Origin of the sequence: Anaeroglomus insulsum (genome assembly GCF_050689095.1) — a bacterium.
Lineage (GTDB): Bacteria > Planctomycetota > Phycisphaerae > Sedimentisphaerales > Anaerohalosphaeraceae > Anaeroglomus > Anaeroglomus insulsum.
On sequence record NZ_JBOGCL010000013.1, the window covers coordinates 46304 to 69668 of the forward strand.

The following is a 23365-nucleotide window of genomic DNA, read 5'->3' on the forward strand; positions in this document are numbered from 1 at the left end:
AGCTGATTGTATTATTAATCGCCGATGCAATGAATTGCAAGCAAAAAATTCACACGTGTTCCAACAGAAAATACCCTGTCATCATAGCTGCTTTGAAGCACCATCCCGCTGTTTTTACCGTGTGGACGTCCAGATTTCCATCGCACCTTAGACTCCCACGAATCCTAAATTCGACCTTGACGGATTAGCAACAAAAAGGTATTCTACTGAAATAATACAATCAAATAGTACTACCTCCGGACTTTGCAAAACCTGCCGGGTGGGTATGTTGGCCAACAAGTGAATGGAATTAGTGTAGTTTTGAGTAAAAAGGGATTACATTATCATTATATCACAGCCCTTTCGGACCTGAAAGACTTCCTGGACAAACTCCGACACGTATCCGCTGTGGCAGTGGATATTGAAGCCGATAGTTTTCATCATTATTATCCAAAAGTCTGCCTGATTCAGATGAGCTTTGATGGGGAAAACTATGTGATCGATCCCCTGGTCAAACTGGATATGAAGCCGGTATTTGAGGTTCTGGAGTCAAAGAATCTGATTTTTCATGATGCCGGCTACGATTTGCGGATGCTTCGACAAAGCTTTGGATTTGAACCTAAAGGCGAAATTTTCGATACCATGCTGGCCGGCAAACTGCTGCGGCTGGAATCCTTGAACCTGGCCGGGATGCTTCACCACGTTCTCCAGGTCACTATCAGCAAGGGCAGCCAGAAAGCCGACTGGTCCAAACGCCCCTTGCCCGTCCACCTGCTCGAATACGCCGCAATGGATACTCATTACCTGCTGGAACTGGCAACCCGGCTCGAAGGCATACTTCAGGAACAAAATCGTACCGGCTGGCACCAGCAGATGTGCCGTCGTTCTGTGCGAGCCGCAATAAACCATAAGCCCGATATCGACCCGGAACGTGACTGGCGTATCAAAGGCAGCAGTCTGTTGAATCGCCGACAGCTGGCTTTTCTGAAAGAGCTTTGGCTTTGGCGTGAAAAACAGGCCCAAAAAGCTGATTTGCCGCCATTTCGCATCCTGCACAATGAACGGCTCATCGACCTGGCCATTCAGGCCGACTCGCATATCAACCCGGATTTTCGTCTCTTGCTCAGCTCACTTAAACATTGTAAGGGGAAACGTCTGGATTGTCTTGAACAAGCTCTCCAGAAAGCCTTCGCGATGGAATCCTCCCAATGGCCCGCCAAAAAGGTACCAACCCGTCAGCCTAAACCAGACCCGGAATTCCTCAAACGCATTGACAAAATTCGCAATTGCTGCAAATCCCTCGCTGAACAGCATCAAATCGCTCTGGAAATCCTGATGCCCCGCCATATCATCGGCATCATCGCCAAATCCGGCCCTGCTCACCTCAATGAACTGCTCAAAGAAGGCGTCATCGTCGAATGGCAGTATGAATTGCTGAAGGAGCCGCTCGAAAGCTGCTTGGGACATTCTCAATCTGATATGTCTTCTAATACCCCGTAATTCCATTGACTTTTTACTCCCGTTTTGATAGAATCCCCTACTACGCTGATTGGGCGGGGGGATACACCCAGTTTCTGGTAAGCCGACGGAGTGGCAAAAAAGCTCTTTTGTTAGTTTCAGAGTTGTATTGTCGTATTCTTGCGATAGAAACCCGTCAACACGGTTTATGGAAAGGGGACCTGTTTGAGTCTTACCGAGAAAACTCTATTTGCTGAAAATACAAGACGTTATATTATTCGCACCAGCGTTATCATGACCGTGGTTGTATGCGCTTGGATATGCATCAGAATGTGCATGACAGCCTCAGGTCCTATTCTGTTAAGCACTCGTATCCCTGTAGAAGGACAAACTGTATCAGTTTTACCGAATTTATCACCTATAGAAAATAGTGGTTTTGTGCCGGCAGCACCACAAGTTCAGAATCAGCCCCAAACCGATGATCAGCAGCTTATCGCCCTGCTGCAAAGCTGCCCGACTTCCAACGCTAATGGTTCTGAATGGAAAATCGTTCGTATGCGGGTCACGGGCTATTGCACCTGTCCGCGATGTTGCGGGAAATTTTCTGATGGCCTGACCGCGGACCTTCACAAGATCCGTAAAGGGGACGCGTTTGTTGCTGCCGATAAACGCATCCCGTTCGGGACTGAGATGATTATCCCGGGATATAACCAAGACCGTCCAGTAAAAGTCAAAGACCGCGGTCGTCTCATCAAGGGCAACCGACTGGATGTCTTTTTTAGCGACCACAAGACCGCCCAGAAATGGGGAACACGATATCTCGATGTCCTGGTCAAAGTTGAACCATAAAATATCACAAGGACTGGCTCGTAACCAGTCCTTTTTTATGTTATATACTCCAACTGATTCAAGTTTTTTGTCAATTCAACCGTTATATCCTTCATCGTGTGAACTGTTCGGCTCGTTTAGACTACAAAGGTATAAATCTGATGGCTGCTGCCGCGGATAAATAGCTTTGAAATCGATGAGTGATGTTTGGTCCGGTATCGCACTGGATCGCAATCCATACGGCTGCGGCATTCAAAGGAGTATCCCAATATGGTCATTACACGTCAAAATTTGACCCTACTGCTCAATATGGATCTTGAGCTGGAACAAACCGCAGCGATTCAATACATTCATCATGCCTCCACGCTCACTGGGATCGTTTATCGTCATATCGCCGGCATGCTTAAGATATTCGCGTTTCGAAAGCTCAAGCATGCCATGATCCTGACGGAAATGATTCACGAGCTTGGCGGCCATCCAAGTCCGCGCATGGGCACGATTCATCTCGCGGAGGACAATGAACAAATACTATGGCTGGATTTGGATGATGAACAGGATGCCATCCGCCGCTACAAAACCCGCATCGAACAGGCCGAACAGCTCAGGGAAACGAATCTGGCAAAACGGTTATGGGCAATCCTGCGAATGGAACAGCAGCATGCAAAATATATCCAGAAACATATTTTGTCCGGGATAACTCCCGAATACGAAGCCCCCTTTCGAGTCATGGATGTTGGCAGCCTCTCTCAGACGTGGGCCGAAAAGGCCGCTAATGTGCCACTCCGAATTAAAAGGCAAAATGCTACTGATTCGACTTGAAATGTCCTGTTTCGTCACAGCTAAATAGTTTTCATCTGCCGGCGTCCAGCAACACACGCCGTGTATCGATAGGGACAAAAAGATGCCATACTTGAGCTATTCGATCCGGTTTTGTGGTATTAGACAGATTACTGTAAACACAGTAGCGAGGCATTCAATTGCCCCTTTAATTTAGCAAGAATGGAGGAGTGCATCTGGCAGATGCGAGACTCGGACAATCCCAGTGCATCGCCGATTTCCTTCATCGTCATCTGCTCATAATAATACAGGATCACGATAAGCTGGTCTTCCCGTGAAAGCCCTTTTTTGATAAATTCCTGAAAGTCTTGTTTGTGTACTTCATTACAGGGATTCTGACTTTTCCGGTCGTAAACAGTATCTAATTCTGAAAATTCTTCATCTTCGTCCGATTCCGACATATTCATATTCAGTGAGATCAGAACCATTGCATTGGCATCTCGCTGAAAACAGTAAAACTGGTCCATATCCATCCCTAATTCATCCGCCAGTTCTGCATCGGCAGGAAGCCGCCCCAACAGAGCCTCCAGCTTCTGGGTTGCAGCGTGCAGCTGGTGTGCACGATAACGAACCAACCGCGGAACCCAATCTGTTTTTCGGATATAATCACGGATTGCACCCTGAATACGCTGAACACCATAAGTTTCAAATTTGGCATTTTCTGTGGGCTTGAAATTTCTAATCGCACTTAGCAAGCCGAATATTCCGGCACTATACAAATCTTCTACATCAACAAACCGCGGGAAACGAACACGCAGCCGTTCTGCGGTATATTTGACCAAATGCAGATAATGTTCTATTAGAATGTTTCGCGATTGAGTATCCCGGTTTTGAAAATAATGGTCCCAGACAGCCTGAATATTGGTTTTCAGAGATGTTTCCATATATGACCTCCGTGTCATGATCTTCTGGAAAATATCTATTGGAAAGATTACATCGGCATTTTCGCAAAATCCCTTGAAAGTGAAATACTCATTTAAAACAATCCCAAACTCATCACCCAAGTCAATACAGTAACGCGGCTTATCAGTTTAATGTCAGCCAGAAACAACACACAGCAATATGATCTCCAGAATTTTCTGAAGGAAATCAGTATAATTCCGATGGCTCCCAGAAAAACAAGTAGGTATAGATACAAAGGATAGCCTTTATCATTAATCATCCGAGGCAAATTAAACCGATCGGGCTTGAAATGTCTCGTTTCGTCGCAGCGAAATAGCTTCCAGCTGTCAGCAACCGTATCATCCCCGCAGCTGCGCAGGATAACGTTGCCCCGTGATAACGTACGGCATAAGACAGCCTGTGGTCGTCGCGGAATAACCATACCTGTTGGGTATAGTCATGGATTCAGAAGAACAATATGGAGATTGGGTGGGGATTGAAATGCGGATCCGAGACACTAAAATCCCAATCGCGCCGCTTCATCTTCCAGGCCATACCGTTTCATCTTCTTGTACAGCGTTGTCCGATTGATTTTCAGGGCATCCGCAGTGACCTGGCGATTCCACTGGTTGGCTTCCAGGGCTGCGTGAATAATCGCACGCTCCGGCCCTTCCAGTGCCTTTTTGAGACTAAGGCCTGTATAGTCTGAAGATCCGAGACGTTTGCTCTGACTGATGACCGCAGGCGGCAAATCCTGTTCTTCGATATAAGCCCCCTTGCTCAGCAGGACGGCACGCTCCATCACATTTTCGAGTTCACGGACATTTCCCGGCCAGCCATAGCGCTGCATACATTCGATGGCTTTTTCAGTAATCCCCAGCTTGCTGCGGTTATGGACCTGACAGAAATGCCGCAAAAAATGATCCGCAAGCAATGTAATATCCACCGGACGCTCGGCCAGTGGCGGCACGTTGACTGTCACAACATTGATTCGATAATACAAATCTTCACGAAATCGCCCCGCCTTGACTTCCGCAAGCAGGTCTGTATTGGACGCCAGAATGACCCGCACATCCACATTGATGGTGCGGTTGCTGCCGACAGGTTCAAACTGTCTGTCCTGAAGCACACGCAGCAGTTTGACCTGCATAGCCGGGGTCGCACTGGAAATTTCGTCCAAAAAGATCGTCCCGCCATCGGCAGCCAGAAACTTGCCTTCTTTGTCGCGGATTGCCCCCGTAAAAGCCCCCTTGACATGCCCAAATAGTTCGCTTTCCAGCAGCGTTTCGGGCAATGCCCCGCAACTGACTTCAATGAACGGCTTGTCCTTGCGCGGCGACCGGAAATGCAGTGCCCGCGCCAGCAGGCTCTTGCCTACCCCGCTGGGCCCGGTCATCAGGACTGTCGTCTTGCTGTCGGCAACCGCTTCGATCAGTTCAAAGATGCGAGACATTTTATAGTCCTGACTGATGATGTTTTCAAGACGGTAACGGTTGGTCAGCTGCTCACGCAGCTGGCGGTTCTCATCCATCAGACTCTGCTGACGCACTGCCCGCTCCACCGCCAGCCGCAGATCATCATCCACAATCGGTTTGGTCAGATAGTCATAGGCCCCCATCTTAATCGCTTCGACAGCACTTTCAATCGTGCCGTATCCGGTAATCAATATGACCACTGTTCCGGGAAAACTCTGCCGCGTCAGCGACAACACCTCAAAGCCGTCCCCATCCGGCAAATTTACATCGGAAATAATCAGCGAAAATACCTGATCCTGCAGTTTCTGGCGAGCCTGAGCAAGATTGCGTACGCCTTCGGCATGGTACCCCTCAATTCTGAGAAACTCACACAGGGATTCCAGGATAATCGTATCGTCATCAATTACAAGTATGGCATGTTTAGCTGACATATATGCACCTTAACTCGATATCGTCGTCAGGCCGGATGCTGCAGGCAGTCGAACAGTGAATATGCTGCCTCCTGTCGGCGGACATTCCACGCTGATGGTTCCATGATATTTTTCTACAATGTCTTTGCAGATGGCCAGCCCCAGCCCGGTCCCCCGGCCCGGGGTTTTAGTCGTAAAGAAGGGCTGGAAAATGGCCGTCATGAATTCCGGCGGAACCCCCGGCCCGGTGTCCCGAAACCGAACCAGCCAGTCGGTATCGTCTTGTCCCAGGGTAATCGTCAAAGTCCCTTTGCCTTCCATCACATCTGCAGCGTTTTTAATCAGATTGCAGAACACCTGACACAAATTATCATTGCGCATCATCAGGGCATGCCCGTGATAATCTTTTTCAACACAGACCTTGATTCCCGAAAGAACACCACTCATCATGTCCAGCGCATTATCCACAATTTTATCCAGCGGTGCCGGCTCCATCGCCTGATGTGTGCCGCGCGAGAATTCCAGCAGCTCTGAGATAATTCCCACCATCCGCATCAATCCATTACGACACTGGGTCAGATAATCACGGGCTTTTTCTGTATGTCCCTGCTCCAAAACCCGAATCGCCAGGTTCAGATAGCGCAAAATGCCATCCATGGGATTATTCAGCTCGTGGGCAACCTTTCCGGCCACTTTACCGATAGATATCAGTCGCTCCGCCTGTATCATCGCGTTTTCCCGCGCAGTTTTATCCGTTACATCATCCAGGACAACCGCCCCACAAGAGACCACCCCCTGTGCATCGAGAACGGGGGCACAAAGGATATCGAGTATCCGGTTTTTGCGTTGAAAAGAATACCGAACAGCCCTCAGACGTGTAGGACGCCTCTGTTCAAAAACATCCGACAATACCTGTTTCCAATTCACTTTGGAGTCCGTTCCTGCCGCGAGGGATAAATCAATCGTTCCACAAAGTTCAATCGTGCGAACTGCAGCTGGAGAACAATAGTGAATATCAAGCTGGGAATTATACAAAATAAAGCCGCTGTCGAGAGATTCAGCTATGGAGCGGAATAAGAAGAGAGCTTCAGGAGTAATCGACCCCGCAAGGTGACTATTTGTTGTTTTTTTGCCATTCTCTTCGATTGTTGTGACCAATACATCCGCCATAACAGCTAATAATATCTATTTTAGGTCTAAATGTCAACATTGATGTTGACAAAAAACAACAATCCCACTCAGTCTTCTGGAAAAACACCAGGCTATTGGTTCATAAGCATTGTAATTACAAGGAAATAAAATCAATTTTGCAGTGAATTATTTAATCTTTAAGCTAACCTCAGCGATAATAACTTAGAGAAAGATGTTTATTCTGTACATCGTTTTCTTTGAAATGACAAGAAACAAGCTGTGAACCGAACCTGTACAATATTCGTAAAAGGCTGGTAAATAAAGACTTGCAAAGATAACCAAAAGAGCAAATGAAAGCAACGTTTTTTGGCACAAAGATTGCTCTCCTAAACTGATAGAAAATATCAATATTCACTGCTTCGTTGCATGGAGGCAACCCAATGGACTCGGATCGAAGAAAACACAAACGATTGCCACTGAAGTTTACCGTACTGTGTCAAAAAGTCGGACTCAGCGATGGCCGGCTGTATTCAGGCAACACCATCAATGTCAGTCCGGGTGGAATGCTGGTTGAGGTCAACAACGCCAAGCTCCGTGATGGCGAACTGGTTAGTGTAGAAATGACCGTTCCACCTACCGAAGGGTTGCTCGAGTACGGCGGAAGCTTTTCCAGCTATGCCCGTGTCGTTCGGGTCGGGTCCCCCGATTTCATGGTACGCCCGTCGAATTCAATGGCCAGCTCGGTCGCTATCGAATTCTGTGAATCACCACGTTTACGGGTATAATCTATACACAGGCCGCTGTTTGCCGTTTGACACGATATAGAGGGGCTGTATAATAACCTCTATGCGAGTGACTATTGTTATCGTGTTGATCAGTGCTCTTTTTTATCTAGCTGGCTGTATGCATACCCCTGCTCAGGCCAATGCCCAGCTAACGCCTAAACGCTTGACACTGCAGGATTTAGGCCCTGTCAAAACACCCCATTTTCAAAATCAGATCAGTTTTGATATTGTCACCTTTGAAATCGAAGACACCCAGGTGGAATTACTGAATAAATCGCTCCAGACATTCCGTCCCAAAAATATTACCTTTCAAAACCAGAGTCTTTATCCCTCCAACGGCATCGTGGTTGGCGAAGGTAAATCTGTGCGGGGACCAGAACTGGTTGAGATACTCTCAAGCGTAGGAGCGGTTCGGGTCGCTCGAAAAGTCCTGACAACCCTCGATCAGTCGTCTGAATTATTTGCCACCATTACTCTGCAACAACATCGTAACGTTTTTTTCTCAACGAACACTCAGACATCCAGGACCTTTGATCCTGGATATATCGGGTGGACAATAAAGCCTAAATTAACCTCCCGAGAAAACTCCATTGAGCTCCAGATGACCCCGACGTACTGCCCTTTAGTCAAGCTCCGTCTGCATCAGACGAACTCTGATGAGGACTATCGGGGAATCCACCTGCCCCCCGGCAGACTGGATTGCACCCTTGAACAGGGGGATTTCCTCATTCTGGCTCCTGGCCGTGTCCCGACCAGCACGACCATCGACGCGATGCTGTTTAATGTCGAGCAGAATCCAGGCAAAATAAGGCTGTACGTAGTCATATTTAATGCTGCAGAATATTCCTAATAACAGCCCTGGTTTTACTTGTAAAAAGCAATTATTCTCTGTTATAATTCAGTATCGTGGATTTGGCCTCGCCTCCGGTGGTCAATCTCGTATAGCAATGAACCCATTTCAGGTCAAGCGATGAAAGGAACTGGAAATGAAAGTACGAATTGACGACAACTGTACCGCATGTGGACTGTGCGTGGATACCTGTCCGGAAGTCTTTACCATGGGCAATAATAAGGCCGAAGTCCTTGTCGATACGGTACCCCCTGAATTAGAAGAAACTGTCCAGCAGGCTGCCGATGAATGTCCCGTCGAGGCAATCCAAGTGGAATAGAATGACTTACGACTCTAATCTGTGACAAGTGAATTGCGGTCATTTTACCACCCCAATCTAAACGTTACTTTTCCGAAATGAATTCCTTTTTTGGCGGAGAGCTTCTGTGAACAATACGATCAGCAATATCCCCAAACCAGTCAATGAACCGGTCTATTCCTATGCCCCTGGCACCAAAGAACGGACCCTATTGAAACAGGCCATTGCACAACTGGAGTCACAGCATCTTGAAATCCCTCTGATCATCGGGGGCAAGGAAATCCGCACTGGCCATATCGGCACATGTATCCAACCGCACAACCACAGCAGCATACTGGCTACGTATCATAAGGCCGGTCCCAAAGAAGTCCAACTGGCCATCGAAGCATCTCAGAAAGCCAAACACGATTGGGAAACGCTGCCCTATCTGCAGCGAGCCTCGGTCTTTCTGAAGGCCGCCGACCTGCTCAGCGGCAAATACCGCTATATCCTCAACGCCGCAACGATGCTCAATCAAAGCAAAAATGCCTATCAAGCGGAGATTGACAGTGCCTGTGAATTAGTTGATTTCTGGCGGTTCAACCCTTATTATATGCAGGAACTTTACAAAGACCGCCCCTTGTACTCTCCCTATGGCAACCTGAATTTTGTCGAATACCGGGCCCTGGAAGGATTTGTTTTTGCCGTGACGCCGTTTAACTTCACCTCCATCGGCGGCAATCTGAGCACGGCCCCGGCCATGATGGGCAACACCGTGCTGTGGAAACCCGCCTCGACCGCTGTTTATGCGGGGTATTGGATTATGCAGATTCTTCATGAAGCCGGTCTGCCCGATGGGGTCATCAATTTCATTCCAGGTTCCGGGTCCAGCGTTGGCACTCCGGTCCTTGATTCTCCTCTGTTATCCGGTCTGCATTTTACCGGCAGCACTAGCGTTTTTCAGGGTATGTGGAAAACCATCGGCGATCAGATTTCCAAATACAAGACCTATCCCCGCATCGTTGGCGAAACCGGCGGCAAAGATTTTATGGTCATCCACACTTCCGCCGATATTGCCGCAACCGTGACCGCGATGATCCGCGGTGCGTTTGAATATCAGGGCCAAAAATGTTCAGCCCTTTCGCGGGTTTATGTCCCCCGGGGCATCTGGCCCAAAATCAAGGCCCAGCTCATCGACCAGCTCAAGACGGTCACAATCGGCCCGGTCCAGGACTTCCGCAATTTCATGAACGCTGTCATCGATGGTGATTCCTTCAACAATACCAAAGGGTTCATCGAGCGGGCCCGCGTTTCCAATGAAGCCAAAATCCTCTTCGGCGGCGGATGTGATGACACAACCGGGTATTTTATTGAGCCTACCCTAATTGAAACAACCAATCCTTACTATGAATCGATGGTCGAGGAAATCTTTGCTCCTATTCTGACTGTGTTTGCTTATGAAGATGCCGAATACGAACAGGCTCTTGAGCTATGCGATCAGAGCAGCATCTACGGTCTGACCGGCTGTGTTTTTGCCCGCGACCGCTACGCAATTGATCTTGCACTGGATAAACTGCGGCATGCGGCTGGCAACTTTTACATCAACGACAAGCCTACCGGTGCCGTTGTTGGTCAGCAGCCCTTTGGCGGGGCTCGCGGCTCCGGTACCAATGACAAGGCCGGCTCGATGATGAATCTGACCCGCTGGGTATCGCTGCGGGCGATCAAGGAAAACTTCATCCCCCCGACCGATTACCGCTATCCGTTTATGGAATAAAAACAAAAAGCCCCGCCTGATACAGGTGGGGCTTTTTTATGCCTGCGAATAACATTTAGCTGTTTTCGACTTCTTTGGACAGTTCCATACTTCGCTGCCGAGCCCGCTCAAAACCAGCAAACAGCGTATCGCCCAGATTCAACTGGCCGAATACCTTAATCGCCGCTTCTGTCGTTCCGTTGGGTGAGGTTACTTTCCGCCGCAGTTCGGCGGGGCTTTCCCCGCGGGCATAAGCCTGTTTAGCCAGCACTCCGGCCCCCTTGGCAGTCTGATACACCAGGTCTTCAGCAATATCCACCGGAATCCCCATCCTGACTCCCGCCTTGACCATCTCTTCCATCAGCAGGAAAAAATACGCCGGGCCTGATCCGCTGATGGCTGTCACCGCATCAATCAGTTCCTCCTTATCCACCAGGACCGCCCGTCCCACCGCTGAAAACAGCTTGAGTGTATGGTCAATGGATTCTTTCGATGCATTGGCGGAATACAGTGCCGTAGCCCCCTCGCCAACCATCGCCGGGGTATTGGGCATCACACGAATAATTTGACAGTTGCTCAGACGCTGGGCCAGATAAGCAGTAGTAATGCCAGCTGCAATACTAATAACCAGCGTATTGTTGCGGGTCTTACCCTCAATTCCGTCGAGCATCTTCTTGACATTTTGCGGCTTGACACAAATCAGCAGGACGTTGGCATGCGTCACCAATTCCTCATTATTCAGCGTCGTTTTAATCTTATATTCTTTGGCAAGAAATTCCAGCCGCTCCGGCCGGACATCGGAGGCCATAATATCCCGAGCTTTGTATATACCCGACCCGATAATGCCTTTAATAATCGCCTCGGCCATGTTCCCGCCGCCGATAATTCCAATGGTTTCCATGCATATCTCCAAAATTTTCAGGGATAAAGTCGATATAATATAACTAAATACCCTTCCCCAGTAAAGCCTTTTTTCCATCGATACCCATACCACGGCACGGAACGGTACCAACGTGATTTATTCTATCCCCGTCCCCCGATGCTCATTTAACCTCATAGGGAAGGATGTTCTATTGCCTCTTTAAGGCGTTGGAATTGCTGGCAGAGTTCAGGATACTGTTGAAGTGCCCATTCCGCTTTTCCGACCTTGCATGCCTGTTCCATTGCAGCCGCCAGATCGCGCAGAGCTTCGCCGCCAATATTGGCCGCCGCTCCTTTAATGCTATGAACAACGTTTGCCAATGCAACAGGGTCACAGGCATCCATCGCTGCTTTGACAGCTTCAAGCTGTTTGGGTATATCTTGCAGAAAGATGTCCAGAACGACTTTAGCCGTTTCTTCGTCACCCATCAGCCGTTCCAGGAACCCAGCTCGGTCATAAACCACCGGGACCTGCTGACCCTCCAACGGCTGCGGCGCAGGCATTGGCGAGGTCAATGCAGGCTTCGCAACGATATTCTCACAGGGAAGCCACAGGGCCAGTTTCTCGGTCAGCGTCCCGGCAGTCACGGGTTTGGTTATGTAATCATCCATCCCCGCCTCAAGACACTTCTCCCGATCTCCCTGCATGGCATGGGCAGTCATGGCAATAATCGGAATCCTGTGATTCAAGACCCTCGATTCGGGATGTCGAATATGGCGTGTCGCTTCCAGCCCATCCATCTCGGGCATTTGAACATCCATCAGTACCAAATCGTAGGGAATAAACTCGAGGGCCTTGATTGCTTCAACACCGTTGGCAACAGCATCCGCATGAAGTCCCATCTTTTTGAGCATACCGATAGCCACCTGCTGATTGGTAATATTGTCCTCCACCAGCAAAATCCGCACAGACTTACTCAGTGTCAGGGGTTCGGTTCGAGTGTGTGTATGTGTCCTGGAAATCCCTGGATTTTTGACCCCTGTGATGGCCGTCATCAGCCTGGCATACAGCTCCGATGGACGTATTGGCTTGGTCAGACTGGCTGCAAATCCCAGTTCTGCCAATACAGTGCTGTCTTCCTGGCGGCCCAGAGAGCTCATCATCATCAGGCATAGCCCATTAAATCGCCAGTCCCGACGAATCGCCCTGCCCAGCATCAGACCGTCCATCCCCGGCATCTGCATATCCGTAATGACAATATCCAACGGGGCTCCCGCCCGGTATGCCTCGTCCAGTATTTGCAGGGCTTCCAGGCCGCCGGGTGATTCAACCGCCTCGGCTCCCCATGCGGACAGCCGTGCAGCCAGAATCTCACGGTTGGTGGCGTTATCATCCACAATCAGAATACGCTTGCCCTGAATCTTGGTGCAGGTATTGCGGGGACAGTCCTGTTCGGGCTGCAAGCCCAGTTTCACTGTAAACCAGAATTCAGATCCCTTGCCCTCCTGGCTGATGACACCAATCTGTCCGCCCATCTTTTCTACAAGCTGCTTGGAAATCGCCAGTCCCAGGCCGGTACCGCCGTACTTGCGTGTCGTTGAAGCATCCACCTGGGTAAACTTCTCAAACAAAGAATCCATTTTATCGGCCGGGATACCGATTCCGGTATCACGGACCCCAAACCGCAGCACCACCTGTTCGCCAGTTCTGGATACGGTTTCCACACGGACCGCCACTTCGCCCCGTTCCGTAAACTTGATTGCATTTCCTGTTAGATTGGTCAATATCTGACGCAGTCGGCCCGGGTCGCCATTGACATAGGACGGCACATCCGGATTGGCCGCACACACAAATTCCACCCCCTTCTCATGGGCCTTGACCGCAATCATCCCGGCAAAATCCTCCAGCACATCCCGCAAATCAAAGTCCAGGGCTTCCAGTTCCAGCTTGTTGGCCTCAATCTTGGAGTAATCCAGAATATCGTTAATCAGGCCCAGCAGCGACTCCCCGCAATTCCGCACAATCTCGGCGTATTGACGCTGTTCCTCGTTCAGATCGGTATCCAGCAGCAGGCCGGCCATCCCGATAACACCATTCATCGGCGTGCGAATCTCATGGCTCATATTGGCCAGAAACTCGCTTTTGGCAATGCTGGCCGATTCGGCCATCGCCGCCATCTTGTTGGCATAAGCCGTTTGCTCTTCCAGATAACGGTTCAATCGTTCGGCTTCGGCCAGGGCATTTCGCAAATTGGCTTCACTTCGCTTGCGATCTGAAATATCCCGGCACAGACAGAAAACCAGTTTCTGACCACTGCAGACGGCAACACTGCTGCTGATTTCGACATCGATAATACTGCCGTCTTTTCGACGATGCCGTGTCTCAAAGTGATTGCCGGTAATCTGGATATCTCGCACTCGCTGCAATAACTCCTGGCGTGTCCACTGCGCATCCCAGTCCCAGAGATGCAATTGATACACTTCCTCCAGAGTATAGCCGAGCATTTGGGCATACTGGGGGTTGGCTTCATAGACCTTGCCATTCTGGTCCAGCACAACAATCCCGTCAGGAGACTGTTCAAACAGGACACGCCGTCGGATGGTTTCATCGGCCAGAGACTCTTCTGCCTGCTTGCGGGCAGTGATATCCGTAATAAAGCCTTCCAGGGCAATCACACGGCCGTTTTCATCATAAACCCCATGCCCCTGTTCCCAGACCCACTTGATGGTTCCATCTTTGGCACGGATACGGTATTCCTCCGTCAGCCGTTGCCGATTCGCTAAAACCGCTTGCCACTTGTCCCAGAGGCTGTCCCGATATTCGGGGAGAATAATATCATTAAATGACACGACCGCGTTATCAATCAGCTCGGACGGTTCATATCCGGTTAATTCAAGGCAGCCTTCGCTGACAAAATTCATGGTCCAGTCACGATCATTTTTGCACTGATAGGACATCCCAGGCATGTTCCCCATCAATGATAACAGCTTTCGTTCACTTTCCCGGAGTGCCTGCTCCACCTGCTTGCGCTCGGTGATATCGCGAACCACTGCCTGAAGGGCTGGTTTCCCTTCCAGTTCAAAAACACTCAAATGAACCTCGGCAGGAAATACCTTGCCATTATCCAGCCGTTTGTGGAGCCAGTCAAAATGAACACGGCCTCTTCGCATAGCCTCATCAATATACCGATTGGCCAATTCCCTTGAATCCGTCCCACAGGGTTGCTTTTCCGGCGATAACAGCCCGGGATGATAGGAACGGAACTGTTCTTTGCTGGCACAGCCAAACAGCGACAGCGTGGTCTCATTGCAGTCGATAAACCCTTCTCTATCGAGCAGCATAATGGCATCACCGGTCAAGTCAAACAGCGAGCGATATTTTTGCTCTGAACGGCGCAACTGTTCTTCGTACCGTTTGCGGTCGGCGATAAAACGGGCTTGCTGCAGATTCTGATAGGCACTTTTGGATAACTGGCTGGCCATGGTAAACAGCGCCCGACAAATCACTTCGAATCGCTGTCGTGTCATCATCGGGACCTCACGAAAGGCCTCAAGAAAGGCTTTTTCATCAGCTCCGATCCGACGGGCATAAACCAGCATCTGCTCTTCGGTTTGGGTCTGATCCCGGACCTGCCCAATCAGCCAGTTGGCAATATGACGCCCGCCCACCGTGATACTGGCGCCGCCATCCCACAATCCCCCGCTCAGGCACGGCTGAATGATGGGACCGTCGGGATTATGCTTACCCAGACACGCATCGGAATGCATACAATTTTTCAGGCCTTCTTTCGTATTCCGGATAATATCTTTACATAATCGACAGAAATGGCTGGGACGTGTGATGGGTCTGCCGTCGGGGGTGGTAATAACCGAGGCAACGCCGGTGGCGGCGGCAAAATCATCCTGAATTCGCTGGATTTCCTCGATATTAAACAAATCTTCAAAAGCAATGTGTTCTGAATGATCCAGCGGCTGCGTCAGTGCCCCGATTCGCTTTTCCAGCATTTGTTCGGCGTCTTTGCTTCGCTTGATATCCAGATATACAATACATGCAATCAGCCCCAAAAACACCCCGCATAATCCTAATGCTCCGGCCATCTGACGCCGGCCATCGGCCTGCGCAGCACGCTTTACGCTATCCAGGGGGATCCCCACCAGGTCAATGGAAACATCCCCGATCGTACGTCCAAAGCCGGCGGTGTTCCCATAACGGGAAACCATACTGGCCGGAGCCTCGCTGGGCTGGCCATGACAGCGCAGACAGCTTTGTTCAAACCGCCGCGGCAGTGCACGGACATAGTATGTCTGTCCCTCATGAATAAGTGTTCCGGTCCAGAGAGAGGCCTTTGGATTGTTTTGAAAATAGCGAATAATATCTGCTTCCTGTTCCGTTGCCCTGTTAGCAGGATTGCGGGGATTGGTCGAAGGAAACCGCAGCAGGTATTCGGGAAATTCTTTGCGGACACTGTCAAATACACTGCGAGCTACGAAGGATGTGGACATCGCCTCAACGATAAATTCATCCGGGCCAATCCGTTGTTCCAACTCCGGACGTATATACTGGCCAATATAATGACGAATGGCGGTGTCGAATACGGCTCCCAGTCGGGCCTGTTGAGCAGACATTTCTTCAATATGCTGATTGGTCCAGTGCTTCGTCTGCAACAGAACAAGACTCAGAAAAGCAATCCCCAGCAGCCCCAGCATAACCAGCATGGCCGTCATTTGCCGCTGACGCTGTTTTGCTATTATGTCAGAAGATGAGGATTGGCTCATCCCAATAGTCCTTTAGGTATCATTGCCTTGCTTTGGAACATGAATGCTCCAAAACAACCATTTCTATAGCATTACACCGTGTCTTGCATTCTGGATTCTTTATCGTCGAACACAGGGGGAGACTTAGCTGTTTTTCTGTAGTCCGATAAAAAGCCTCAAGATATCCAATATTTGTTTGCCACCTCGTCTGGCCGGCAGATTGGCACAGCAGAATTGAATTCATGGTCCGAGAATAATACCTCACCCGTTGGGCGATAAATACCACCACAGGACAAATATGCTTGACCATTCGGGATAATGCTGATACTGTATAGGCCAATTATGACACTAACCTATGACATTCTATTGCGTGCGGTTGGCGGGCTGGCAGGCATCTACCTGTTGCTGAGCCTGTTTAATGTCCATTGGTTGACCCGACTTCGAACGCTGGGGGCAATTCTGGTTGGACTGATTCTTGTCGGCTGGCTGGGCTGGCCCCTGGTTCGTCCCGCAGATCCCCTCGGTGCAATATGTCTGGTCGAGGGGATTGTCCGTCCATTTCATGGACTCTGGTTGTGTGTGCTGGGCTTTGCTGCCGGCTTTGCGGCCTACTGGGCTGGGTATCCTGAAGGTATCTCGACAGCCCCACTGGCAGTTCCGGCCGGGATGTCAGCATGGTGTTTCGCCTCTGGCGACATGCGTACGCTGCTGATTACCAATTCCACCCTTGTTGAACGTCAGAAAGTGTATACCATCCTTGGCTGGGAGGGTTTATTCTGGCTTTTGCCGGTAATTGCGGGCTTGCTGGGTATGCTTGCGGGCTGGGTTCTGCATAAAAAGAAGATGCCGGAACTGACTATCAAAAAATTGTCCGACGAAGGCAAACCGCTGTATGTGCTTCTGGCGGCTATCGCATCGGTGGTTATCGTGCAGTTTCTGATTTCTATCCTGGCTCAGGATGTCCGTCAGCAGGACCCCCAGCTCGGTCAGGTCATCGGTCAGCCCGGCAAAGGACAGGTTGCCTTTGCGGTGTTCGTTTCCTTTTTAGCCGCCGGTTATGTCGTAAAGTATTTTGCAAAAACAAGTTATATCATTCCCACACTCTGTACCGTTATAGCGACATTCCTGGCTATGCGATACGCAGCCAGCCCGGCAGTAGCCGAGCAAATGACTCGATACTGGGCGGTTGCCTATTTTCCCAAAGCCATTTGTGCGATCTTGCCCTTGCAGATGGTCGCTTTCGGTGCATTGGGGGCATTCACAGGCTTTCAGTCAGCAAAAAAGGTCTTGGAATCCCCAAAACAAGGCTGAAAAAGTCCTATAATATTCATCCCTTTCTCAAGCACAAAAAAAACAATATTTTTCAAATAAATCCATAACCGCTTGAATATAAATGCGTTATAATTAAATCAGTACGACTTTATCTGAAAAATATAGAAGACCGCTAAAAAAAGCATTACTTAAGCCAACCTGAACTGCCGAAAAATGATGTGCCGGGCAAGAACCTGAATAGTACCTGTAAAAAACCTGTCCGGATACGTTTGGAAAACGTATGAATAATAGACCGTTGGAAATTGCCAGATAAGGGATTTAAGACAGCGGGGTCAAGGAGACAAGTATGCTGGTTTTAAGCAGACAAAAGGATGAGTCAATCATGATCGGTGACGAGGTGGAAATCACCATCGTCGATGTCCGCGGCGACAAGGTGCGGCTGGGAATCTCAGCCCCCCGCTCGGTAGCAGTTCACCGAAAAGAAATCTACCTGGCGATTCAAAAGGAAAAACAGCAAGCTCAGGACTCAGACGCCCATAAGGATACCGGTGATGCGGACCCTCACGCGGTCAACTCCAAGGCCTCCTAAGCTTTAAGCAATCTACCCGATAACCTGTCAGGCCCCCGTCCTCGCGTTGACGATGGGGCTTTTTTTTGCGCTATGAAATCTCCTCACACACGGACTAAGCTGTACACCTTATTTGTTTGGTTTGTATCTTGAGCACAACCAGGCATCCACCCGACAGGTATTCATCATAAACCCATTTCTATTCCAGCGTAATGTCCAGATAGACCGAATGACGGCTGTATATTTCATAGAAGGGTTTGAAATTCACGCCATGGGAGCTAAACCGCAGCGTGGCAGGTTCTCCGGTGAATGATTTGCCGATATCCTCGGCATTGAGCGTCATTTTGCGCCAGGATGTGCGGGAAGCTGGTTCTTCGACAGCCAGCAGAATCGGCCCGTAAAAAATACTGGCAATATTAGGCTGATCCATTACTGAAACCAGGTGGAAATACATCGGCATCGTCAATTCGATGGTATCGCCATCCTTCCAGGTCTGCCCCAGGTTCAGATAGCTGCCCGGACTTGCCTGAACCGTCTGCGGTTTACCGTTGATCTTGACCATGAATCCCCGGGTGGCCCATGCCGGGACACGCACATAAACCGCGAAGGCCCCGCCGCCGGTCAGCGTCAGAGTGCTGGTATCTGAATAGGGAAAATTGGTCGATTGCTTCACCGTAACCTGTTTCTGAGGCCAGGTCAGAGTCGATGGGATATATAAATTGACATATAATGCACTGTCATCAGCAGCCCTGAAATAGATGGAATCCTGAAGCTTGGTACTGCTTTCCAGGGCCGTCCCATTGCAGCAGGTAAACCCATCCATCTGTGCATTGCCAAAGCTTTTGCGGGCCCCCGGATTAAGCGGGACATGGTACGTATTACCCGGATTGTCCTCATCCACCGAAGCCAGGATATGGTTGTACAAAGCCCGCTCGTAGTAATCCATATATTTGGCATCCTGCTCGAACATAAAGAGCTGGCGGCTAAGCTTGAGCAGGTTGTACGTCGCACAGGTTTCGTTTTGTCCTGCTTCCGAGAATCCATTGGTAAACAGGGTATCAGGCTGAGCAGTAAAACATTCAGCATTATTTGGGTTTCTGGCTCCGGCTACACCGCCAATGGAGTACATATAGCAATGCGTACAGATATTCCAGAAATTCTGCGCCACACGGTAATAGGCAACATCGCCGGTCCCTAAATATGTTTCCAGCGATCCGATAATCTGCGGAATATGCTGATTGGCGTGTTTGCCGCGGAGCGTATCGACATTTTTCGCCAGACCATGTTCGTGTGCCGCATTACCAAAGAAGAAACTCGTATTATCAAACAACCGGGCACATTCCAGAAAACGCTTATCGCCCGTCAATACATACAGCCGGGCCATTGCCTCATTCATTCCACCGTATTCGCCGGCAATGTAGCGATTCCACATCTGAATACGGGTTTCCGCAGGCAGGATCCTGAGACGCTGATAGACCCAGATTCCCATCCCTTTGGCGATATCCAGGGCTTTGGGATTGCCCCCCACTTCGTAGCAATCCATCAGACCGGCCAGGATTTTGTGGAGGGTATAATAGGGCGCCCAAATCTGATTGTTGCGGCCGCCATAGCTGGCTCCCTGTTCCAGCATAATGAACTGGTCAGGCGGATAACCACTGATAAAGCCTTCTCCCCAATTCCAGTAATCCGTGCGAATCCCCTCGCGGCTCAAGTCTGAATCATAGCCGCTTTTGCCGGGCCCCGGCGGAACGGTTGTCGGGTCGGAATTGCATGGGCCGCCGGCAGTGACAGGCTTGCCGGATTTCTGCGACAGGTCATACAGGACATTAACCATATAGTCCATCTTTTGTGAAAACTTGGCATGCAAATCCGCATCATAGGTTGTACTGGCATACGCCTGAGCAATGGCCGTCAGATAGTGGCCGGTGGCATGACCCCGCAACCGGGTGGTCTGGCTGTCCCACCCTCCTAACGGGCGAACACCCTCGGGCTGTTTCTGGCCAAAGGCATCCCGGAAATTGTAAAGGAAGGTATTGGGGTCAGTCCTGGCCAGGCCTTGAATAAATTTATTGCGGTTTTTGATAAATGGGGTATCTCGCCCCTCTTTGTCTGGATCCAAAGTGACCTGCCCCAAAGCAAATGGCTTTAAGACAAGTTTCGCAACCGGTTCAGTGCGGGGCTTTGCCACTACCGTAACAATCGCCTTGGGCTTAAATGATGTGCCGGGGACAGACCCTATTACTGTGTAAGTTCCGGTCTGCAAGACATCGCGATTGTCTGTTGGGGCCGGCCAGACGACGCGAACCTGCGGCCCTGAGGCATTATCGCGATAGGTTCCAGGGATAGTGAAAGGCAGGTGGGGCAAATGTCCTACAGTCGTTTCAACTGCGATATCCGGTACACCAGTCAATCCTTTCACTAAAATACGGCCTCCCTGTTCCTGTTGTTGTACTTCCGTTTTTTTTGGGGGGGTGCTTTCTGTAATGGCCATCGGTTCATCCGAAATTGCATTGTGGTGGATTACGGCGACCTGGGCATCGGTCAGAGCAATACTGTAAAAACGAACATCATATAACCTGCCTGCCAAAGACGCATCGCCATCAAATAAAGATTTGCCAAGATACAACTTGTTGGCAGAGGGATTATCCTGATTCAGAATGTCGGTCAACGACCAGGGTACATCCGTGCCCTGTCCCACCCGAACGCCATTGACATAAAGACTCAGCGTTTTTTGGGCTGCATCCAGCACAGCCGCTAGATGGACCCATTGGCCCTGGGACACGGCAAACGCAGCAGGCCCCATCTCCTGACCATATCCCCGGGCGGTCATACGAACACGACAGCCGCTGGACCGTCCCTCACCGACCGGGGTACAGTACAGATAGTGTTCCGTATCCTGCCCCAAGTCAAAAAACCGCTGCCAGGGAGCCGTTTCTCTGACCTGAATCCAGCCGGTCACACTGAGATTTTCGATGTCCACCAGGGCCTGACCAGGAATCTGAACATAAGCCCCCTGCGTCCCCCCCGGCAGGGACAGGACTTTGCCAAACTGTTCATCGTCCACAAATACGCCCCCCTGGCCATGCAGGACGGCATGAAAACTGTTGCGTGACCGATCTTCGAGATTTCCATTGAATAAATAGCGGGCAATCAATGCCGTCTCGCCAATACCATCGAGGAACTGGTCGCCCTCTGCACTGCGAACCTCCGGGCAAATCAGACAGGACAGAATTGCTGTAAACAACAGGTACACGGCCGACACTCTACACATGTTTAGACTCCTATAATGGAACGCTTTGATGCCCATAGTGTATCCGCAGGGAAAGAGTTTGGCAAGCTCTCTGAAAAAAAATCACTGTGCAGGCTGAATCCATACGGCCTGTCCGCCGCCAGCCAGAAGCGGCACGTCCAGAACGGACCTGGAATCGACTGGGCGTCTGTCGATTCTGACCTTGGTCCGGCTTTGAACGGTTGGGTCATCCGCATAGACGCTGGCAGTATACGCCCTGTTTTTATCCAGAAAATGCAGCGGTATCTGCAACTGACGAGGCTGCGAGTTATTAATCGTGCCGATGAACCACTGGTCACCGCTGCGGCGCGCGATAATCGCAAATCTGCCAATCTCACCGGCAATAACCTTCGTTTCATCCCAGACCGTCGGCACCTGGCGGAAGAACTCCACTTCCGGCTCATCTCGGTACATAGCAGGTTTATCGTACCAGTAAATCCATTGCAGCGGGCTGAACGACACGACTGCCATCGCCAGCTGGTGGGCGTGGGTGGTCTTAAGCCGGCTGTCATAATAGCAAATAGTATAATCGCCGATACCTGCAATATACCGCGTAAACGGCAGGGTGCAGTTATGCTCCGGCGTTGGCATGTGCTCGTTGCCCCGAATCCCCTCCACTGTCATCAGGTTGGGGTAGGTGCGGTTATTGCCGGTTGCCCGATAGCCGTCATGGATATTGAGCATAAGATGATGGTCAGCTGCCCTTGCGATAGTTTCGGTGGTCCAGAGGCTTTCCTGCTGCGGTCCCACCTCAATAAAGCCGATTTTGACCCCCTTAACACCCCACTGTTCGTAGAGTGGAAACAGAATATCCCGCTGGCTTTTAATCTGGCGCCGGTCCACATACACCATAAGCCCCACGTTCTTCTGCCGGCCGTAACGGATGATCTCCGGAATATCCAGAGCCTCCTTTCGGGCGGTCGTTGCATCTCCAGTTTTCGCATCTTCGGATCCATACCACCCTGCATCCAGGAGGACATAGTCCAGTCCGCCGACCGCTGCAAAGTCAATAATCGCCTTCGAATTAGCAGTGCTCAGCATGGTATCCCGCATCACCTTGCCTGGCTTAATCCAGGATGTATCCTTCAACACACACGGCGGATTGAGATTCAGCATCAGATAGTTGCGTTCCAGCAGGTCGCCGGGCCGCTTGCCAACGACCAGCATACGCCAGGGCGTACCCTGGCCCGCTTTGAAGGTCACAGTCGAATCGTGCCGCTGACTGGGACGGGAGGTATTGGATGTCCGACCACCCAGTGCACTAACCAGTGCTCCCGGCACTCCTTCCAGCGGTGACAGCAGCATCCGGGGATAATCCATATTGGCCGCTTCCGCCAGCGAGGCCCAGTGTCCCTGGGCATATTCCAGTGTCAGCGGTCGCTCGCAGTAAGGTTGAATATCCGCAATGTTCGACCGCTGGTACTCCCCTTCCGTTCCCTGCTCCTGGTAACCCCACGTGCCTTCAGGCAGTCGAAACTCGGTTCTTTCGTCCGGAAAAACAAACGTTTGCTTTTCCTGCTTTGGGAAAAAATACCGAAATGCAGCGCCTTCGTTGTATGCCCGAAAGCAAATTTGCATCAGACACCCGCTGTCGTGTTTTAGGTTTACGACCATCTCACAATAATTATCCGGCACAAGCCGACGCTCGCCGAACTCATTGGTCCAGTGCCCCTCATGAGTACTGGTTGAGGTGTCGATGACTTCAAAATTCTGATTAAAATCGCCCTGGAAGCCCAATCGGGATTCGAGTACCAGAGGTTTGCCCAGATAGTCTATCCTGTAGGTCGGGATTCCTCCTGCCTGCAGTGTAAAATAAATAACCACCTGCCCGTCAGGAGACTCGGCCCGGCTGCCGCTTTGACACCACGCCGGTGTCCGGCACAGCAAAACACCGAACATCAAAATACAGGTTCCGATTACACGTTGGGGACACTGTGTCATAAATAACCTTT

Annotated in this window: 16 protein-coding genes; 9 read left to right on the forward strand and 7 right to left on the reverse strand. The window is 50.3% G+C overall.

What is annotated here, in order from left to right:
* Nucleotides 1–300 precede the first annotated feature (300 nt).
* From ACQ9LF_RS11860 to ACQ9LF_RS11870, 3 genes are all read left to right on the forward strand, one after another.
* The gene (locus tag ACQ9LF_RS11860) at nt 301–1479 is read left to right on the forward strand and encodes a ribonuclease D (protein ID WP_462489620.1); all 1179 of its coding nucleotides are present in this window, start codon (nt 301–303) and stop codon (nt 1477–1479) included.
* A 183-nt stretch (nt 1480–1662) separates the two neighbouring features.
* Nucleotides 1663–2286 (forward strand): 3D domain-containing protein, encoded by a 624-nt coding sequence (locus tag ACQ9LF_RS11865; protein WP_462489621.1) that lies wholly within the window; start codon nt 1663–1665, stop codon nt 2284–2286.
* A gap of 249 nt (nt 2287–2535) precedes the next feature.
* The gene (locus tag ACQ9LF_RS11870; protein WP_462489622.1) at nt 2536–3084 is read left to right on the forward strand and encodes a ferritin-like domain-containing protein; all 549 of its coding nucleotides are present in this window, start codon (nt 2536–2538) and stop codon (nt 3082–3084) included.
* 128 nt (nt 3085–3212) lie between these two features.
* Here ACQ9LF_RS11870 and ACQ9LF_RS11875 read toward each other — a convergent pair whose 3' ends face one another.
* The 3 genes from ACQ9LF_RS11875 to ACQ9LF_RS11885 form a co-directional block, all read right to left on the reverse strand.
* Complete coding sequence (locus tag ACQ9LF_RS11875; RefSeq protein ID WP_462489623.1) at nt 3213–3986, reverse strand: FliA/WhiG family RNA polymerase sigma factor; 774 nt, start codon at nt 3984–3986, stop codon at nt 3213–3215.
* A gap of 515 nt (nt 3987–4501) precedes the next feature.
* Nucleotides 4502–5890: a sigma-54-dependent transcriptional regulator gene (locus ACQ9LF_RS11880; protein ID WP_462489624.1), complete on the reverse strand. Its 1389-nt coding sequence runs from the start codon at nt 5888–5890 to the stop codon at nt 4502–4504.
* Between the two features lie 9 nt (nt 5891–5899).
* On the reverse strand, nt 5900–6796 hold the full coding sequence (locus tag ACQ9LF_RS11885; protein WP_462489625.1) for a sensor histidine kinase: 897 nt from the start codon (nt 6794–6796) through the stop codon (nt 5900–5902).
* 644 nt (nt 6797–7440) lie between these two features.
* Between ACQ9LF_RS11885 and ACQ9LF_RS11890 the strand changes: the two genes are divergently transcribed.
* From ACQ9LF_RS11890 to pruA, 4 genes are all read left to right on the forward strand, one after another.
* Entirely contained in the window at nt 7441–7785 is a 345-nt protein-coding gene (locus ACQ9LF_RS11890) for a PilZ domain-containing protein (protein WP_462489626.1), read from the forward strand.
* A 118-nt stretch (nt 7786–7903) separates the two neighbouring features.
* Nucleotides 7904–8635 carry a hypothetical protein gene (locus ACQ9LF_RS11895; protein WP_462489627.1) on the forward strand — a complete coding sequence of 244 codons (732 nt, stop codon included), beginning with the start codon at nt 7904–7906 and terminating at the stop codon, nt 8633–8635.
* Between the two features lie 136 nt (nt 8636–8771).
* Nucleotides 8772–8954 (forward strand): ferredoxin, encoded by a 183-nt coding sequence (locus ACQ9LF_RS11900; protein ID WP_462489628.1) that lies wholly within the window; start codon nt 8772–8774, stop codon nt 8952–8954.
* Between the two features lie 106 nt (nt 8955–9060).
* Complete coding sequence (gene pruA, locus ACQ9LF_RS11905; RefSeq protein ID WP_462489629.1) at nt 9061–10689, forward strand: L-glutamate gamma-semialdehyde dehydrogenase; 1629 nt, start codon at nt 9061–9063, stop codon at nt 10687–10689.
* Between the two features lie 55 nt (nt 10690–10744).
* On the opposite strand, the gene proC is transcribed toward pruA, so the two are convergent.
* Nucleotides 10745–11569: a pyrroline-5-carboxylate reductase gene (gene proC / locus ACQ9LF_RS11910; RefSeq protein ID WP_462489630.1), complete on the reverse strand. Its 825-nt coding sequence runs from the start codon at nt 11567–11569 to the stop codon at nt 10745–10747.
* A 152-nt stretch (nt 11570–11721) separates the two neighbouring features.
* Nucleotides 11722–16305: a PAS domain S-box protein gene (locus ACQ9LF_RS11915; RefSeq protein ID WP_462489631.1), complete on the reverse strand. Its 4584-nt coding sequence runs from the start codon at nt 16303–16305 to the stop codon at nt 11722–11724.
* Between the two features lie 321 nt (nt 16306–16626).
* Between ACQ9LF_RS11915 and ACQ9LF_RS11920 the strand changes: the two genes are divergently transcribed.
* Together ACQ9LF_RS11920 and csrA are read left to right on the forward strand one after the other, a co-directional pair.
* Entirely contained in the window at nt 16627–17595 is a 969-nt protein-coding gene (locus tag ACQ9LF_RS11920) for a hypothetical protein (RefSeq protein ID WP_462489632.1), read from the forward strand.
* A gap of 307 nt (nt 17596–17902) precedes the next feature.
* Nucleotides 17903–18145, forward strand: a complete 243-nt coding sequence (csrA, locus tag ACQ9LF_RS11925; protein ID WP_462489633.1) for a carbon storage regulator CsrA — start codon at nt 17903–17905, stop codon at nt 18143–18145.
* 178 nt (nt 18146–18323) lie between these two features.
* Here csrA and ACQ9LF_RS11930 read toward each other — a convergent pair whose 3' ends face one another.
* Both ACQ9LF_RS11930 and ACQ9LF_RS11935 read right to left on the reverse strand, forming a co-directional pair.
* Nucleotides 18324–21395, reverse strand: a complete 3072-nt coding sequence (locus tag ACQ9LF_RS11930) for a beta-L-arabinofuranosidase domain-containing protein (protein WP_462489634.1) — start codon at nt 21393–21395, stop codon at nt 18324–18326.
* Nucleotides 21396–21476: 81 nt separating this feature from the next.
* Nucleotides 21477–23354, reverse strand: coding sequence for a glycoside hydrolase family 97 protein (locus ACQ9LF_RS11935; protein WP_462489635.1), 1878 nt, complete (start codon nt 23352–23354; stop codon nt 21477–21479).
* Between the last annotated feature and the right edge of the window lie 11 nt (nt 23355–23365).